Origin of the sequence: Acinetobacter sp. P1(2023), from assembly GCF_028367635.1 — a bacterium.
Classification (GTDB): Bacteria; Pseudomonadota; Gammaproteobacteria; order Pseudomonadales; family Moraxellaceae; genus Acinetobacter; species Acinetobacter pittii_E.
Window position 1 is genome coordinate 1 of the sequence record NZ_JAQNDD010000015.1, and the last position, 18,192, is coordinate 18,192.

At 37.0% G+C, this 18,192-nt stretch carries 14 protein-coding genes and 3 pseudogenes; 8 read left to right on the plus strand and 9 right to left on the minus strand.

The window, feature by feature from the left end:
• Positions 1-292: 292 nt before the first annotated feature.
• On the minus strand, positions 293-844 hold the full coding sequence (locus POD11_RS16800; protein WP_239969309.1) for a peptidylprolyl isomerase: 552 nt from the start codon (positions 842-844) through the stop codon (positions 293-295).
• A 157-nt stretch (positions 845-1,001) separates the two neighbouring features.
• A complete protein-coding gene (locus POD11_RS16805; RefSeq protein ID WP_239969304.1) occupies positions 1,002-2,072 on the minus strand; it encodes an alpha/beta hydrolase in 1,071 nt (356 codons plus the stop codon).
• Positions 2,073-2,282: 210 nt separating this feature from the next.
• Between POD11_RS16805 and POD11_RS16810 the strand changes: the two genes are divergently transcribed.
• Positions 2,283-2,609, plus strand: a complete 327-nt coding sequence (locus tag POD11_RS16810; RefSeq protein WP_262458034.1) for a hypothetical protein — start codon at positions 2,283-2,285, stop codon at positions 2,607-2,609.
• 166 nt (positions 2,610-2,775) lie between these two features.
• On the opposite strand, the gene POD11_RS16815 is transcribed toward POD11_RS16810, so the two are convergent.
• Together POD11_RS16815 and POD11_RS16820 are read right to left on the minus strand one after the other, a co-directional pair.
• Positions 2,776-3,006: a hypothetical protein gene (locus POD11_RS16815; RefSeq protein ID WP_000733015.1), complete on the minus strand. Its 231-nt coding sequence runs from the start codon at positions 3,004-3,006 to the stop codon at positions 2,776-2,778.
• 391 nt (positions 3,007-3,397) lie between these two features.
• Complete coding sequence (locus POD11_RS16820; RefSeq protein WP_262458035.1) at positions 3,398-4,264, minus strand: MBL fold metallo-hydrolase; 867 nt, start codon at positions 4,262-4,264, stop codon at positions 3,398-3,400.
• A gap of 107 nt (positions 4,265-4,371) precedes the next feature.
• Between POD11_RS16820 and POD11_RS16825 the strand changes: the two are divergent.
• From POD11_RS16825 to POD11_RS16850, 6 genes and pseudogenes are all read left to right on the plus strand, one after another.
• Positions 4,372-5,264, plus strand: a pseudogene (locus tag POD11_RS16825) (LysR family transcriptional regulator).
• Between the two features lie 162 nt (positions 5,265-5,426).
• Positions 5,427-5,981: a nucleotide exchange factor GrpE gene (gene grpE / locus POD11_RS16830; protein WP_002115470.1), complete on the plus strand. Its 555-nt coding sequence runs from the start codon at positions 5,427-5,429 to the stop codon at positions 5,979-5,981.
• A 102-nt stretch (positions 5,982-6,083) separates the two neighbouring features.
• Positions 6,084-8,038, plus strand: a pseudogene (gene dnaK, locus POD11_RS16835) (molecular chaperone DnaK).
• Between the two features lie 328 nt (positions 8,039-8,366).
• Entirely contained in the window at positions 8,367-9,272 is a 906-nt protein-coding gene (locus POD11_RS16840; protein WP_262458039.1) for a matrixin family metalloprotease, read from the plus strand.
• A gap of 124 nt (positions 9,273-9,396) precedes the next feature.
• Positions 9,397-10,376, plus strand: a pseudogene (locus POD11_RS16845) (M57 family metalloprotease).
• Between the two features lie 101 nt (positions 10,377-10,477).
• Positions 10,478-10,852 carry a hypothetical protein gene (locus POD11_RS16850; RefSeq protein ID WP_014207668.1) on the plus strand — a complete coding sequence of 125 codons (375 nt, stop codon included), beginning with the start codon at positions 10,478-10,480 and terminating at the stop codon, positions 10,850-10,852.
• Positions 10,853-10,915: 63 nt separating this feature from the next.
• Here the strand turns inward: POD11_RS16850 and POD11_RS16855 are convergent, their stop codons facing one another.
• From POD11_RS16855 to POD11_RS16870, 4 genes are all read right to left on the minus strand, one after another.
• Positions 10,916-12,208, minus strand: a complete 1,293-nt coding sequence (locus POD11_RS16855; protein ID WP_262458043.1) for a lytic murein transglycosylase — start codon at positions 12,206-12,208, stop codon at positions 10,916-10,918.
• 684 nt (positions 12,209-12,892) lie between these two features.
• Entirely contained in the window at positions 12,893-14,014 is a 1,122-nt protein-coding gene (locus POD11_RS16860; protein WP_262458045.1) for a 5-(carboxyamino)imidazole ribonucleotide synthase, read from the minus strand.
• 9 nt (positions 14,015-14,023) lie between these two features.
• A complete protein-coding gene (gene purE / locus POD11_RS16865; protein WP_262458046.1) occupies positions 14,024-14,539 on the minus strand; it encodes a 5-(carboxyamino)imidazole ribonucleotide mutase in 516 nt (171 codons plus the stop codon).
• Between the two features lie 280 nt (positions 14,540-14,819).
• Complete coding sequence (locus tag POD11_RS16870; RefSeq protein WP_080649754.1) at positions 14,820-15,182, minus strand: DMT family protein; 363 nt, start codon at positions 15,180-15,182, stop codon at positions 14,820-14,822.
• A gap of 241 nt (positions 15,183-15,423) precedes the next feature.
• On the opposite strand from POD11_RS16870, the gene mpl reads away from it, so the two are divergent.
• Positions 15,424-16,797: a UDP-N-acetylmuramate:L-alanyl-gamma-D-glutamyl-meso-diaminopimelate ligase gene (gene mpl, locus POD11_RS16875; RefSeq protein WP_262458049.1), complete on the plus strand. Its 1,374-nt coding sequence runs from the start codon at positions 15,424-15,426 to the stop codon at positions 16,795-16,797.
• A 67-nt stretch (positions 16,798-16,864) separates the two neighbouring features.
• On the opposite strand, the gene POD11_RS16880 is transcribed toward mpl, so the two are convergent.
• A complete protein-coding gene (locus POD11_RS16880) occupies positions 16,865-18,115 on the minus strand; it encodes a low temperature requirement protein A (RefSeq protein ID WP_262458051.1) in 1,251 nt (416 codons plus the stop codon).
• Positions 18,116-18,192 lie beyond the last annotated feature (77 nt).

Consider the following 18,192-nt stretch of genomic DNA (forward strand, 5'->3'; position numbering starts at 1 on the left):
AATGAAAATTATTTCGATTAATCAATCAGTAAAAATCCACACAAGTTGTTCTTCAATTCTCTTAATGATTTTTCTGCTCTTCGTCAGAGACAGAATTCAACGCAATACTAAGCTTTCATCTTAACCCTGTAAGCTAAGATATTCTCGTGTATCGCGTCGGGATGAGTGCATTATAGGGAAAAAAAACTGGTACGCAAGCACTTTTATAAATATGCTCGTTCGACCGGTTCTTTTTCAGCCAAATAAAATCTCAAAAATATACAACCAACTGATTTATATAGTTAATTTATTTTTAAAGAGTTTTGATCTTTATATCTACTATCTTTATAGGCTGTTTTGGTACATTTTGATGCATACCATAGTTTGATGTAGGGACCTGAACAATACGGTCAACCACATCCATTCCTTTAATTACTTTTCCAAAAACTGCATAACCAGGATTACCCGCAGAACGATTTAAAAAATTATTATCTGCAACGTTTATAAAAAACTGACTAGTAGCTGAGTCAGGGTTTGCTGTACGGGCCATTGCCAAAGTTCCTCGTGTATTAGCAATTCCATTTCCAGCTTCATTTTTGATAGGTGCTCGCGTAGTCTTTTCCTGCATATTTGCAGTAAGCCCACCGCCTTGCACCATAAAACCAGGAATTACACGATGAAATATCGTATCTTTATAAAAGCCTGACTTTATATAGTCTTTAAAATTCTTCACACTGTTTGGTGCTTTATCATCATAAAGTTGTATTTCAACGTTGCCTAAGTTAGTTTGCATTTCAACTAAAGTGTCAGCCCATACTGAATGACTGCTTATACCCAAACAACATAACATTAATAATTTTTTCATATCTTCCTACAACAAAATGCCAAACTTAATGAAGGGTAAATTTAATCATCTATATAAAAGAATTCTAGTGAGGATTTATTATCTTTTATTTAGTGCTTTATATTTTGGATTAAATTATTAGTCCACGTTCCACGTGAAACATGGACTAAGCTTTTATTTAACTATTTTTATCCCAGAACTTTCTGAAGTTTTTACTGATCTCGATGGTATAGCGTTTTGCCTTTTTCGAAATAGGTGTCAAATTTATAAAACCATGGGTTTGATCTGGATATTCTTCATAATGCATTTTGACGCCATTTTGTCTTAGCTTATAGCTATAAATTTTTGCTTCGTCATGCAGTACGTCATGACCAGCCGTAATCACAAAAGCTGGTGGATTCTTTTTCAAATTACCATAGGTTGGAGAAATAATTGGATCATCTAATTCTACATTATGCTGAGTTGCATAATATTGAGTGACATAATTAATATCGCTATCCGTCAAAACTAATCCTTCGTTATAAGCATAAAAAGAAGGATGTCGGCTTTTAAAATCAACTGTAGGATAAATGAGAAGCTGTGCTTGTGGAGCATAAGGTTTGTTTACTGATCGTTGAGCTACAACCGTACTGATATTTCCGCCTGCACTATCCCCTGCTACAGCAATACGATTTTTTAATATTTTTAGCTGTCTACGATTTTGATAGACCCAAGCCAATGCATCTTCGCATGATTGAATTAAATGTTGAGGTGAGACTTCTGGGGCAAGAGGATAATCAATGCTGAGTACTTGTACTTTTGCGTATTTCGCCAATATGCGGCACACCTCATCATGAGTATCTAATCCACCCACGACAAAACCTCCTCCGTGATAGAAAACCAGTAGAGGTAATTTTTTATTAGGTGCCGGGTGATAGTGTCTTGCGAAGATAGTTCCGCTTTGAAGAGGTAAGCGAATATCTTCTACAGAATCAACTTCTGTTGATTTCTGACGGATAGCCAACATTTGTGTATCGAATTGGCGTCTAGAATCAATAGGATCTGAACCAATAAAACCGATACGTCCCTGTTTAATTTGTACGGCCATCATACATTTAGTAAATGAGTCGAGATCTGGGTATTGGTAGGAATATCCAAGAATTTTGGCAAGTGATTCTTGAGCCAAACGAGGTAACTTATCAAGAGCTCGAGCAGCAGGCCCTTGGCCCTTATCTAGCAATGTTTGAATTTTTTGATTAAATGCTGTCATGCCTATCTCCATGAATTCCTTTTATCCTTCATATTTTCTACAGAATTCTTTGTCGTTTGACTATATTCGCATACAACTCATGTAATCAAGATACAAAGGTAAAAACCAATCTACGCTAATCTGATTTATAGCAAATGTCATTAACAAATCTGTCGTTTAAAACAGGACTTTTTTGCCAATTATTGTTAACAAGACAAAGGAGATTGTGCTATGTCAGCAAAACTAGTTGTTACTTTGTTAGCAACCAGTCTTTTAACTGTAGGCTGTGTTGCTTATACAGATGACCCTTATTATCGCGGTGGTTATGATTACCATGATCATGATGATGATCGTTATGACCGTAACGATGGACGTCGATATAGTGATTGGGAGCGAAAACGTTGGGAAGAGCGTAAAAGAATATACGAACAACAACGTAAAGATGCTCGCGAACAGGACAAGAATCGTCGGGATTGGGAAAAAAGACATCGTGAATGGGAAAAAAAATGCTTAGAAGATAGAGATCATGACCATCGAGATTATCGTCATGATGACTAATCTCATTACTATATAAAAAGCCCCAAAGAGATAAGGCCTTTTGGGGCTTTTTTGAGAATTCTAAATTCTCTTAATTATAGAGTAATGAGTAGCAGCTCACTTCATACATAAATCGGCATCTTAAATATATGACTCTATAATTTTTTAATGTTCTTATCGCTAAGAATTACTGAGCTGTCGCAGAACCTGAAACAGAACCAGAAGCACCAGCATCAACTTGACCTGGTTGTGCTTGACCAGAAACACCAGCATCTACACCTACACCAGCTTGTACGCCAGATGGGCTAGCGCTAGTTTGAGCAGAACCTGATGCGTTTAAACCAGCTTCAGATGCACAACCAACAGCTGTAAAAGCAACACCAGCAAGTACTACAGAGATAAGACCTAATTTTTTCATAATCGCTTTCCTTTCATTACGACAAACATTTAAATGCAAAGTTCATCTTCGCGCTGCCTATAATTCACAATTTTTTTTTCTGGCGTGCGTATCATTGGTTGTCTTTTGTAGTAATAGAAGTACAAATTGTGCAATTTTTTATTAAAATCTCTTCCTTAGCCTCACCTCTACCTTTTATATGGAAGCCACAACTTAAGCTTTTGTTTAATTTTATCAATTTCTAATTTTTATCTTAGCCTTTTACTCTAGTCAAAAATTTTCTCTTTATAGAAACGCTATATAAGGTGCGTAGAATGTTACAGAGACTTTTTACTCAAAAATGTCTTATTCCATCGAAAAAAGCCGGGTATAGACCACGGCTTTTTTGATTTTTTTAGCGCGTCATCTTAAATTATGGCCATTGCATCTCGCCTTTTACAACTTTTGCGCCTAGATCAAGGCTATCCACACTCTTCAATGTTGGATATTGTTTCTGCATGAGCTGACTTAGCTCACCCGCATTTTTACTTACTTTAACCGCTTTCTCATAGCTCTTGAGATAGTCGATAGAAAAGTTAACTGCATCTAAACCTTGTGGAGCTCCCTCAACCATATGAGCTGGAACAACTGTTTGAGGCTGCAATGCTTTAATATTTTCTAAAGTTTGAATCACTTCATTGCGGTCTTTAACTTTTGGTGTATCCGCCATCCATAAATGAATGCCTGAAGAGACAGGAATACCCCCTACTACTGCTTTAGAAGAAGGAATCCATAAATAAGTAAGTTCTTTCTTACCTTTAATTTCGATTGACTCATTTTCTAACTTTAAAGTTTTAGCAGTATAAGCTTGAGGCACAATAATTTGGCTAGGCGCATTTGCACCCATTTGTGGACCCCAATATTTCACCTTAAGCGCTTGAGTATCTTGGATATGTTTAACAGTTTCCGGCGTTGCGATAATTTGTACATTTGGGAAGTATTGTTTAAATACATCTAAACCAAAGTAATAGTCCGGATCGCCATAACTTACGAAAATTGTCTTTAATGTTTTACCGCTATCCAAAATATCCGCAGCAATACGTAACGCTTCAGATTTTGAGAATTGCGCATTCACCAACAGAACTTCTTTATCGCCTTCAATTAAAGTAGAAGTCACACCGAAATGTTCGGGTTTAGCCAAGAAACTTTGGATTTTCAAATCTTGCGCAAAAGCTGAGGAAGTTACTGTTAAAGCAGTAGCAGTTGCTAGGGCTGAAGCAGTTAATTTAAAAAATTTCATTATGTATTCTCCAATTTCATGAGAAATACTTTAAATTGCAATTTCTGTAAGGTAAATGCACTAAATTAAGATAAACTGTTGCATACATTGTAATAATGATAAAGCATATGGATACATTAAAAGCCATACAAGTCTTTGTTTCTATTGCTCAGCATGGCAATTTAACCAAAGCCGCAGAACACCTAAATTATTCACGTGCGATGGTTTCTCGTTATCTTGAGCACCTAGAATACACATTCTCACTCGACTATTCCAAAGAAATACCCGAAAAATATCTCTCACTCCAGCAGGTGAAAAAGCCCTGCTCTACTGCGAGAATATTTTACAACAACAGCAACTTCTACAAGAGTTAGCCGCACCTGAACAACATAATGGTACGATTCGTTTTACCTGTGGTTTATTTTTATTTCAATTAGGGGTTGGAGAATGTATTCGCCAATTTAAACAGCAACATCCGCATATTCAATTTGATGTATATCTGACTGAAAATACAATGGACTTAATTGATGCACAAGTCGATTTAGCCTTACGTATAACACAAAAAGTTGCAGACGGATTAATTGCGAGACCAGTTTGTCAAATCGAGTCTGTTTTCTGTGCTCATCCTGATTATTTAAAACAGCACAGTCCCCTCTCCCATCCAAGACAACTGATTCAACATGACTGTTTAGCTCACCATAGCCAACATCAATTTTGGACTCTTTTTGATAATGAACAGCAGCCTCAAAACTATCCTTTGAACGTTACCTTTAAAAGTAATGATGTAAATGCTGTTTATGACATGTGTGTACATGCTCAAGGGGTGGCGATGCTACCTACTTTATTAGTTAAAAAAGATTTAAAAGAAAAACAATTAGTTCCTTTATTTAAAAACTTTTCAGCTCCTGAGTTAAGTTTGTCGGTGGTATATGCTTCGAGACAACATTTACCCAAAATAACGCAAGAATTTATTGCTTTTATGATCGAAAATTTAAATTTTTACTTAAAACCGCAAAATTAAAAGTTTTAAATTGCCGTGTACGCTTGAATTTTTAGGCAATGCCCATACTTCATCCCTATTAATGAATTACAGCATATGCATGGCAGTTCAGGTTTTACCCAGTAAATGCTGATGCCAAAAGGACTGTACATGTTTAAAAACCCATTTAAACGGAGATCATCAATGGCTAATGAGCAAAATGAGCAAGCTCAAGACATTCAACACGAGCAAGCAGAGCAATCTAATGAGCAAACTCAGGCTGAAGGTGTAGAGCAAGCAAACGACGTTACCGTTGAATCTTTACAAGCGCAAATCACCAAATTAGAAGAAAGCCTAAAACTTGAAAAAGCACGTACTGCGAATGCAGTTTACGAAGCACAAAAAAGTGTAGAGCGTATTCAACGTGAGTCTGACAAGCATAAAGAGACTGTGCTTGAAAAATTTGCAAAAGAATTACTAGATTCTGTTGATAATTTAGAGCGTGCAATTCAAGCGGCTGGTGATGAAGAAACGCCAGTACTTGAAGGTATTAAACTGACCTTGAAGTCGCTGTTAACCACACTTGAAAAATTTGGTGTTGTAGAAGCTGATACAAAAAATGGCTTCAATGCGGATTTACATCAAGCTGTAGGTATTGACCCAAATGCTAAAGCGAATGAAATCGGTAGCGTTTTACAAAAGGGCTATACATTAAACGGTCGCTTATTGCGCCCTGCTATGGTTATGGTTGGTCAATAAATAATTTTTTGAGAGTTTTTAGATTTTTTTTAGCTAAAACGCTTGAAAAAAATAGATTCACTCTCATATCGGATAACAAGCAAAAACATTGCAAAAGAATTTTTGAGGAAAACGTCACATGGCAAAAATTATGGTATTGACTTAGGTACTACCAACTCATGCGTTGCTGTACTTGAAGGCGATAAAGTAAAAGTAATCGAAAACGCTGAAGGCGCACGTACAACTCCATCGATCATTGCTTATAAAGATGGCGAGATCTTGGTTGGTCAAAGTGCTAAGCGTCAGGCAGTAACTAACCCGAAAAATACATTATTCGCTATCAAGCGTTTAATTGGTCGTCGTTATGAAGATCAAGCGGTACAAAAAGATATCGGTCTTGTACCTTATAAAATCATCAAAGCTGACAATGGCGATGCTTGGGTTGAAGTAAACGATAAAAAATTAGCGCCTCAACAGGTTTCTGCTGAAATCTTGAAAAAGATGAAGAAAACTGCAGAAGACTATTTAGGTGAAACAGTTACTGAAGCAGTTATTACTGTTCCTGCTTACTTTAACGATGCTCAACGTCAAGCAACTAAAGATGCGGGTAAAATCGCTGGCTTAGACGTTAAACGTATCATTAACGAACCAACTGCTGCTGCACTTGCGTTCGGTATGGACAAAAAAGAAGGCGACCGTAAAGTTGCAGTTTACGACTTAGGTGGTGGTACTTTTGACGTATCAATCATTGAAATCGCAGACCTTGATGGCGACCAACAAATTGAAGTGTTATCAACAAATGGTGATACTTTCCTTGGTGGTGAAGACTTTGATAACGCGTTAATTGAATTCCTGGTTGAAGAATTTAAGAAAGAACAAAGTGTGAACTTGAAAAATGATCCACTTGCGTTACAACGTTTAAAAGAAGCTGCTGAAAAAGCAAAAATCGAGCTTTCTTCATCTAACGCAACTGAAATCAACCTTCCATACATCACTGCTGATGCAACTGGTCCTAAACACTTAGTGATCAATGTAACACGTGCGAAACTTGAAGGTTTAGTTGCGATTTGGTTGCTCGTACAATTGAGCCTTGTAAAATCGCTCTTAAAGATGCTGGTCTTTCGACTTCTGACATCTCTGACGTAATCTTGGTTGGTGGTCAGTCTCGTATGCCACTTGTACAACAAAAAGTACAAGAATTCTTTGGTAAAGAGCCACGTAAAGACGTAAACCCTGACGAAGCAGTTGCAATCGGTGCTGCGATTCAAGGTGCAGTATTGTCTGGCGACAAAACTGACGTTCTTTTATTAGACGTAACACCGTTAACTTTAGGTATTGAAACAATGGGTGGTGTATTAACACCAATCATTGAGAAAAACACGACAATTCCTGCGAAGAAATCACAAGTGTTCTCTACTGCTGCTGACAACCAGCCTGCTGTAGACATTTCTGTTTACCAAGGTGAACGTAAGATGGCTCAACAAAACAAATTGTTGGGTAACTTCCAATTAGGCGACATCCCACCTGCTCCACGTGGTGTGCCACAAATTGAAGTATCTTTCGACATCAATGCTGATGGTATCTTGAAAGTTTCTGCTAAAGATAAGAGCACTGGTAAAGAGCAATCGATCCAGATTAAAGCAAACTCAGGTTTGTCTGATGCTGAAATCGAAGCAATGATTAAAGATGCTGAAGCGAATGCTGAAGAAGATCGTAAATTTGAAGAACTTGCAAAAGCTCGTAACGAAGCTGATGCATTAATTTCAAGCTCGAACAAAGCAGTTAAAGATCTTGGTGACAAAGTTACTGAAGATGAAAAAACTGCTGTGAGCACTGCAGTTTCTGAACTTGAAGCAGCAACTAAAGAAAACGATGTTGAAGAGATCAAAGCGAAAACTGAAGCTTTACAAAACATCTTGATGCCTATCACTCAACGTGCTTATGAACAAGCACAACAAGCTGGTGGCGCTGAAGGCTTTGATCCAAATGCATTCCAAGGTGGCGATGCGGGTCAACAAAAAGCTGATGATGGTGTTGTAGATGCAGAATTTACTGAAGTTAAAGATGACAAAAAATAATTTGTTTCTTTAATAAAAAACCGCGCTTAGGCGCGGTTTTTTATTGGTTACAAAAAATAACAATACATTTTTCAGTATATTTTTAAATTATTTAATGTCAAAAAGATCAATCATAAAAATTAAGTTATTAATTTTAATTAAGATTTTTTTATTAAAAAACCACTGTTATTTATTACATTAATTATTCCATTATTGCCAAATCTAAAAACTTCTTTTGTAATTTTTTTATCAAGATCACACACCTTACTAATCTATTGAAGTTTTTATCATTTTGACGAATTAAGTTAACTAGCTAACAATAAGATTTATTTATATTTTTTATTTTACCATGAAAAAATTTCTATGGTGGGGATTGAGCTTATGCTTATGCATGGGCTTACAAACAATGCTGTTTGCTCAAAGCAACCTTTCAATCAGCTCATCTCAACAACCTTTAAAATATCGAATTGCCTTTATTGACCCGCGGTTTCAAATCACCAAAGAACAATTTATTGAGGTAAGCCAACAAGCGGCTGAAATCTGGCAAAAAGAGACTGGGAAAACTTATTTTGTTTACGATTCACAGGCTCAACTGTCAATTAACTTAATTTATGATGACCATCAAATGATTAAAGATGAGCAGCAAAACAGTTTGAATACACTTTTGCAAAAGCAGAAAATATGGCGTCTTAAAAATGAGGAAATTATTTTAAATAAACAAGAGGTTGCACAACTATCAACTGATTTGAATAAGAAAAAGATAAGTCTAAGAGCTGAGTTTGAACAATATCAACAAGACGTAATACGCTTTAATCAAGGAGAATATCAGCACTATCGGGCCGATAATTTAAAAGAATGGCAAAAACAACTAGAGCAAAAATCAGAAAATATAAAAAATGAATCAAACGATTTAAATTCTAAAATTCAAACACTTAATATAAAAATCAAGGAATTAAATCAAGAGCAAAGTGATTTAGCCGCTTTAAAAACACAATTTAAACTAGAACAAAAAACCAATATTCAGCCCTTCCATAAAGGCTTATTCAGCCAAAACCAAATTCAGATTTATGGTTACGCCTCATTCAATGATTTACGTTTGACCCTTGCTCACGAACTTGGTCATGCTTTAGGCCTAAAACATACTACTGATCCTAAATCTTTAATGTACCCCTATTTAAAAGAGCAAAACATTCATAATTTTAAATTAACAGATTCTGATTTAGATCTATTAGGGTCAATTTATAGGACTAATTAAGGAAAATCATTAAAGTTAAATGATTAAAAAAACTAAACAAAACTAGATATATTAAATTTTTTCTAAAAAACTATTTGGCATTTGGTAAAAAAGAATGAGACTAAAGTCTCATTTATTTGCCTGAATTGTACGTTTTTTGATTGATTTTTCATTTTATATTCTTATAATGCGTTTTTTTTCAAATCTCCCCCTTCGATTATGCGTTTAACATCTTTGTTATTAGGCGTAGCCTTCGCTTTTTCTAATTTTCAGGCTAATGCTAATCTTGCTACCCCAGCTCATACTCAAATCCAGCAACAAGCAGGTCAACATTTGACTTATAAAATTGCTGAAGTTGATCCACGTTTTGGTTTAAGCCAAGACCAATTAATTCAGATTAGTCAACAAGCTGCGGACATTTGGAAGCAAGGTACTGGTCAGGATTATTTTACTTATGATCCAAATGCAAAATTAGAGATCCGTCTAGTTTACGATAATAGCCAAAGTCGTTCTGAACAGCGTCAAAAAATCGCAGCACAGTTCCAACAAGAACAACAACGTGTAATTGATGAACAGCAACAAATTAAGCAATTGAAGCAATCTTTAAGTCAAACCCAGTCTGACCTTGAAAATAAAAAGCAGATTTTGAATGGCAAATTGAAAAATCTTGATCAGCAAATGATGCAACTTAATCAAGGTAAATTAGCACCTGAATATAGTGCTAAATCTCTGGCTAAAACCCAAAAAGATTTGCAAAAACAAACTGTAGCTTTAAAAAAAGAAATTGCTGCATATAACCAGCAAGCTAAAGATTTAAATGTCAAAGTGACTCATTTTAATCAAATTAATAATGAGTTTAATAATTCATTGAGTCAATTTAAGCAAAATGCTCAAGCTGATGTCTTTAAAAAAGGTATCTATAACGGCAAACAAATTGTGATTTATGAGTTTAAATCTATTGATGATTTACGTTTAACGATTGCTCATGAGTTAGGTCATGCGCTTGGCTTAAAACACAGTGATCAACCAAATGCATTGATGTACTCAGTACGTAAAGATGGTGACAAAAAAATCACTGGACTTACGGATGCTGACCGTGATCTATTAAGTACTTTACCTCAATAATTAAAAGCTTGATATAAAATGATGTATCTATTTCTGGATAGATACATCGAAATTGGTATCAAAGTCATGTTATTGTGGTCATAAGAGCTAACGAAAATAGAATGGAGATCAAGATGAGTTATTATCATATCCTGATTGAAGTAAATGATCATATCAGCACAATTGAACAGACAAGAGACATTGAACTGTTTGATATTATTGAAATTAAACCATACCTCCATTCTATTCTAATTCCTTTTTTCAATGAGCATGAAATCGAGCTTGAAGATGAAAATATCGAATATAAAGATATTCTGCATCTTGAAGTAAAACAAACTCTGTTACCGATCGAACATTTAATTGAAGAAGAACAAAAGCAGTTACCAAGTGATACTGATGTCACCATTACTGCCTATGAAATCTTTAATGACCGTGACTTAAGCCAAGATGTTACTTCGGTTATTTTTGATATTTTGGAAGCGGTTAAATTAGAGTAGTAAGCTTACATAATTGCCTATAAAAAAGGTCTGCATAAGCAGACCTTTTTTATTATTTTCAATTTATTGCATCATTTTTTGCGCTTGTTCTTGACGGAATGCGCGTAAAATTTGTTGCCCTGCTCGTCCGGTTGGATTTAAACCTAAACGAGTTTGTTCCTGACGAATAGCCACACGGGTTTTATCACCAATAAGGCCATCAACTGCACCAATATCATAGCCACGATTAATCAAAAACTGTTGGATTTCACGACGCTCGGCACGTGAAGTTCCTGGATCATCAGTTGGCCAAGATGAAACAAATGGACCAGCACCTCTCAAACGATCAGATAAATGGGCAATCGCAAGTCCATAACTTTCCGCAGCGTTATAGCTGTAAATAGCATCAAAATTCTTAAATACTAAAAATACTGGACCATTTACTCCTGCAGGTGCCATTAAACCCGCTGAAGTACTGCTAGATAAAGCCCCTTGAACAAGTGGAGAACCATCAATTCGAGTAACGCCTCGCGCACTCCAGCTACTTAAAGATTTCTTTGAACGTCGCCCTTCTCCATCAATTGACATACCTTGAGGCACTTTTACTTCGAAACCCCATGGCATTCCGGTTTGCCAACCTGCTTTATTTAAGAAATTAGCCGTTGAAGCCAGCGCATCAGCTGTACTAGAAACTAAATCTCGACGACCATCTCCATCAAAATCAACCGCTAAACGTTCATAAGTAGACGGCATAAATTGGGTATGACCAAATGCCCCAGCCCATGAACCCTTTAATTGATCTTCGGTTAAGTCGCCACGTTGTAAAATACGCATAGTGGCAAAGAATTCAGTACGGAAATAACTTTGTCGACGACCTTCGCAACTTAAAGTTCCGAGTGCTTGTAATAAAGGATATTTTCCAGAAATATCACCAAAATTACTTTCCACGCCCCACACTGCTACAATTGTTTCTGGTGGCACACCGTAGACTTGAGAAGCGCGGTTTAAAACATCTCGATGTTGCGCCAGTTTTTGTTTTCCAAGCTCAACTCGCTCTTCATCGACTAGACCAGAAAGATAATCCCAAATAGGCGTCGAAAATTCTGGTTGATAATTTAATTTATCAATAACGGAATAATCTGGAGTTAAATTTTGGGTATATCGATCATAAGTCGTACCAGACACACCAGCAGCAATGGCTTGAGAACGTAAATTTGCCAAACAGCTTTGGAAATTATTATTAGGCGTATAATCTTCGCTCGTCACTACAGGAACAGTAGCACTACTAGATATTGTAGAACCATTAATTACGAGCTCTGCTTGAGCCTGAGTCATCGCCAAAAATACAGAGCCAACAATACAAGAAAAACGTCGCATATTATCCTAGTTCAATTTTTAAATTTAAATTTGTAAGTACCATACCATTATGAGTCCAAAATTTCAGAGAGAAAACGTAAATTTGAATTCATAATCTCTACTTTAAATTCATTCCCCATGTTTTAAATTCAAATTTTCTGCTTTATTTTTAAATTTAAAAATTTCTTAATCCAAATTATAAGTTTTGAATTCAAAAAATAGCCTCAAGTTTAAATTCAAAAGTACTTCTTTAAATTTAAACCATAAATATTTCTTTTTTGTGGATAACTTTATCCACAATACGGCAAAAAGCTTCTATTTCTTAATTCTATTCCATATTCTCTTATTATTTATTAAATATTAAGGCTCAACACCATCACCACAATCCGCACTTTTAAATTTAAAATCAGCCCAAAATTTTAAATTCAAAACACCATATCAATAGACCACTAATTTTTGAATTTAAAAACCCGTCCAACTTTCTCATTTAAATTTAAAAAACACTTTTGTGGATAACTATTTTTAAATTCAAAAACACTATGGGCAGCTATTTTAGGTTTTAAATTCAAATTATAGTAGCTTTTTTAAATTCAAAAGTTCCAATTAAAGTTATCCACAGCACCAAAACATGTGAGTTCTCTTATTTTTAAATTTAAAAGACAAAAAAAGCGATCCGAAGATCGCTTTTTTTGAGTTAAAAATATTTTAGAGGTGCATATCTGCTGTTAAAGCGAGTGGTTCTGGCAAAATTTTTGCCAATTGACGGCATAAGGTCATCAATTCATTACTATCCACAGGCATTAAAGTGATATGACCTAATTTTCGGCCAGCACGTTCTGACTTATTATAAAGATGGAGATGAGCACCATTTAAGGCAAGCACATCTTCAGTTTTAGGATGTTGACCAATAATATTGATCATAACCGTTGGTCGAATAACTTCTGTTGAGCCTAGTGGTAAACCTGCAACAGCTCGAATATGGTTTTCAAACTGTGAACAAACAGCGCCTTCAATTGACCAGTGGCCTGAGTTATGCACACGCGGTGCCATCTCATTTGCACATAAACCTTGTTCAGTCACAAACAGTTCTAGAGTTAGCACGCCTACATAGTTGAGATGATTCAACAAACGAGTAATGTAGTCTTGAGCTACAGGCTGTAAAGCTTCACTGTTCGGCGCAGGTACAATTGAGTGCGATAAAATACCGTTGTGATGATGGTTTTCAGCCAATGGCCAAGTTTTTACTTCACCATTTTGACCGCGCACTGCAATAATTGAAACTTCGCGAGAGAATTTAACAAAGCTTTCAGCAACTAGACTTTTTGCAGGACCAAGTTCAGCCCAAGCAGTATCAATCTGATCTTCTGAACGAAGTACAAACTGGCCTTTGCCATCATATCCGCCAGTTGCAGTCTTAAGTACAATCGGCAAACCAAGCTCAGCAACAGCCTTTTTCAAGCTTTCTAGACTATCTACTGCACGATACGGCGCAACAGGAATCGCAAGTTCATCAAACAATGCTTTTTCTGACAAACGATTTTGCGCAGTCGCTAAAGCCACACGGGGAGGGTACAATGCTTTGGTTTGTGTCAAAACATCAACGTCTTCAACTGGTGTATTTTCAAATTCAAGACTGAAAACATCAGCACTTTCAATAAACTGCTTTAAGCCTTGCTCATCTTGGCTAGAAAAAACTTGGCCTAAAACACCTGCTGGACAATCTGTATTTGCTTCAAAAAAAGTACATTGAATATTTAATGGTAACGCTGCTTGAGCCATCATCCGGCCCAGTTGCCCACCACCAAAAATACCGATAGTTTTATCCATCTCAGCCTCTTACACCTGACCCGGAATATTTTTGCTTGCAACTTTATCAGTTTGCGCAGCACGGAAATCAGCAACATTTTTTGCGATTTCAGGACGAGTTAAACCTAAGATTTGTGCAGCCATAATTGCTGCATTCGTCGCACCAGCTGGACCAATCGCCAAAGTACCCACTGCAATACCTGCTGGCATTTGTACGATTGAAAGCAAAGAATCTACGCCATTTAAAATTGATGATTTAACTGGCACACCTAAAACAGGTAAATCAGTTTTTGCGGCACACATTCCAGGTAAATGCGCTGCACCACCTGCACCAGCGATAATCACTTGAATACCGCGTTCACGCGCAGTTTCTGCATATTCAAATAAACGATCTGGAGTACGATGAGCAGATACCACTTCCGCTTCAAATGGGACACCAAGCTGTTTAAGCATATTGGCTGTGTTTTCGAGAGTTGCCCAATCAGATTGAGAACCCATAATAATTCCAACGAGAGGTTGAGCGTCTTGTGCTGCGGCCGCATTCATTGCTAATGTTCCAGAGACAAAAGTAAAAGAAGATAAATCTCGACGAGAGCCAAGTTTTAAATGGTTCGGAAGCCCGTTATTATAGACTGATTTTTCATCTCACGAAAATTTAACTGACCAGCTCTGCGAATATTTTTATTCTCATAAAAAATTGTCATGCTTTAACAGCGGCACATTCTCAAATTTTATTACTATTATTTAAACATCCTGCAAGATCATCAAAGATCTGGAAGAGTAAAAGCTTGTATTAAATAATTGATTCTCTACAAGCTCTTACAGCTTATTGGCTTCTAAATACAAAATAAACACAACCAAATAGACATAACATCGCCCATAAATAATCAAGTTTAAATGGCTGTTTAAACAAGAAAATCATAAATGGTACAAACACAACCAGCGTGACCACTTCCTGAGTGATCTTCATTTCACCGAGTAACCAACCTTGTGCACTCAGCATACGAGTAGCGGGAATCATAAAACTATATTCAAGTAAGGCAATAATCCAACCGAATAGGATTGCTTGCCAAATGGGAGCATGGTGTAAAAATTTGAGATGCCCGTACCATGCGAGCGTCATAAAGCAATTAGAGATAATTAAGAAAGCAAAAGCTAAAACCGTTGGGCTCAAAGGCACATCCTTCATCATCACGATGATTTAAGAATTAATATGGATCGAAAATATTATAAAAGATAAACCTGTAATTCAGCTTAAATCCAAAAAATAAAGCTGTAGTTTTATGAGGGTCTCAAACACATAGAACAACAACGATTTTTGACTATCTTTTCGAGTTTAGCCTTGCTATCGTTGCTGGCAAATTTATCAATAATGCACACACAGCAATTCATATTAATGGTGTGTACAAAAGCAGTGGAGAAGGCGAGCAATGCATCTGCATATCTTGGGTATTTGTGGCACTTTTATGGGCTCTTTAGCACTTTTAGCTCGTGATTTAGGACATAAGGTAACTGGTTCCGATTTAAATGTTTACCCACCAATGTCTACCCAGTTAGAAAACGCAGGCATTACACTCATGCAAGGCTACGACCGTAGTCATTTACAGCCTCATCCAGACTTGGTTATTGTCGGAAATGCCATGAAACGTGGTATTGATGCCGTTGAATATATGCTGAACGAAGGCTTGCCTTATATTTCTGGCCCACAATTCCTTGCCGATCATGTTTTACAAGGTAAACACGTGCTTGGTGTAGCGGGTACTCACGGCAAAACAACCACAACGACTATGTTGGCTTGGGTACTTGATCAGGCGGGATTAAATCCAGGCTTTTTAATTGGTGGTGTTCCACTTGGCTTTAGTGAAAGTGCTCGTTTAGGTGGCGGCAAATACTTCTGTGTTGAAGCTGATGAATATGACTCTGCTTTCTTTGATAAACGTTCTAAGTTTGTTCATTATCATCCGAAAACGGCGATTTTAAACAATCTTGAATTTGACCATGCTGATATTTTTGATGACCTAGCAGCAATTCAAAAGCAGTTCCATCATCTTGTGCGTACCATTCCAAGTGAAGGCCGTATTATTGCGCCAATTACTGAAACTCATATTGATGAAGTACTTGAAATGGGCTGCTGGACACCCGTAATTCGTACCAGTCTAGAAGCAAATGAAAAAGCTGCTTTATCGGCTGAATTAATCTCAATTGATGGTAGCCATTTTAAAGTACTTGAAAATGGCAATGTGGTTGGCGAAGTGAAGTGGAGCATGACAGGGCAACATAGCGTAGCGAATGCTTTGGCAACGATTGCAGCTGCTCAGCATGTAGGTGTTGCACTTGAACAAGCTTGTGAAGCTTTATCTAACTTTGCCGGTGTAAAACGTCGTATGGAGTTACTCGGTACCGTGAATGGTATTGAGGTTTATGATGACTTTGCTCACCACCCAACAGCAATTGACACCACTTTAGATGGTGCGCGTAAGCGCTTAGGTGAACGCCGTTTATGGGCCATTATTGAACCACGTTCAAATACTATGCGTATGGGCAGTCATAAAGATGGCTTAGCACATTCAGCACGTTTAGCAGATGACGTTATCTGGTATCAGCCAGAAGGTTTAGATTGGGATTTACAACCTGTGATTGAAGCTGCTTCTAACCGTGCTCAAGTCAGTCGTTCACTTGATGAAATTATTGAACGTATTGTCAATGAAGCAAGTGAGGGCGATGCTGTTGTGATTATGTCTAACGGTGGCTTTGGTGGCTTACATCAAAAATTAATGAGCGCATTAAAAGTGAAAGCTGCTTAACTTCCGCTTTAGATGATTCAATAAAAAACGGGTTTCAAATTGAAACCCGTTTTTTATTTTTCTGTTTTTAAACCTTTTCTGGTTCTATATTATCCAAAAATTTATTAGAAACGATTAAACGTAAACTATAGACAATGCCCATCGCAAAAACGCTATATCCCACGTTATTACAAATAAACGGAATACATAAAATAATGAGTGCAGTAATAGGATAAAACCATTTAGTAATTCCAGATAAGCACTGAAACTCATAAAGTATCCATATGCAACTGGTATAAAGCACCACACTCACCGCGACAATTACACCCATGTATAAATCAGAAATATGGGCATGGTGCGTGGTGACATCCACGGCGGCGGCAAGCGCAGCACCTACCGCAGCAATACTCACAAAAACAAAATAATGGCCATATCCCCAAACAAACGGACGTACACCTTTAATATGATGATGCTGTTCACTGCGGTCAAAGTAAGCCCACCACATTGCAAACATCAGCATTAATCCACCAATCATCAAGAATACAGCAGGGATATTCATGGACTGAGCTGCTAATGCATCACGTATTGCATTAAAACTACCGACAATCGATTCACCCAACACAATAATTGTGAGTAGGGCATAGCGCTCTACAATATGATGAGGATGCCACGGCGTTGGAGAATATTTCTCTGCATAGATGGGAATAAATAGCTCCATCACTACTAAAAATAAAAAAACGGGGATAGAAAGTATGTGCGCGAAATTAGCAACTAACCAACCTACCTGAACTAATACAATGCCTATTGCATAGCGATAAGCCGTAATTCGTCGTTCAGGGTCATGTTTTGCGGCTCTCAGCCACTGGGTAACCAGCGCTAAGCGCATAATCACATAGCCCACAATAATGATGTCAAAATCCTGACTGTGAAACACATCAGGAATACCCGCAGCCATGACCAATGAACCTACAATCTGCACAAAGGTAAGGCAGCGATACAACGCATCATCATTGTCATATGCTGAGGCAAACCATGAAAAATTCATCCATGCCCACCACAGCGCAAAAAATACCATCAGGTAGCTTGGCAGTGCATGCCAGAGGTGATTTTCAATAATCGCGTGGTGTAACTGCTGACCAGCTGTTGCAATTGCGACCACAAAAATTAAATCGAACAATAATTCGAGGGGAGTCGCTGCTCTATGTGGTTGTTTTGGATCTCTTGGAGATAGGGGCCTCAAACTTAATTTTTTCTGTTTTTCTTGAGTAGTCATGAAATAACGTTCTCGTATAAAGTGCCGACACGTTAACACTTTAATCTCAACGCCCAGATCACGCATTAAAAATTATCTAGACCTGTTGTTTAAACTTTACCCATCAACGAACTATATTTCACTTTTGTGACAATTCTTTATCA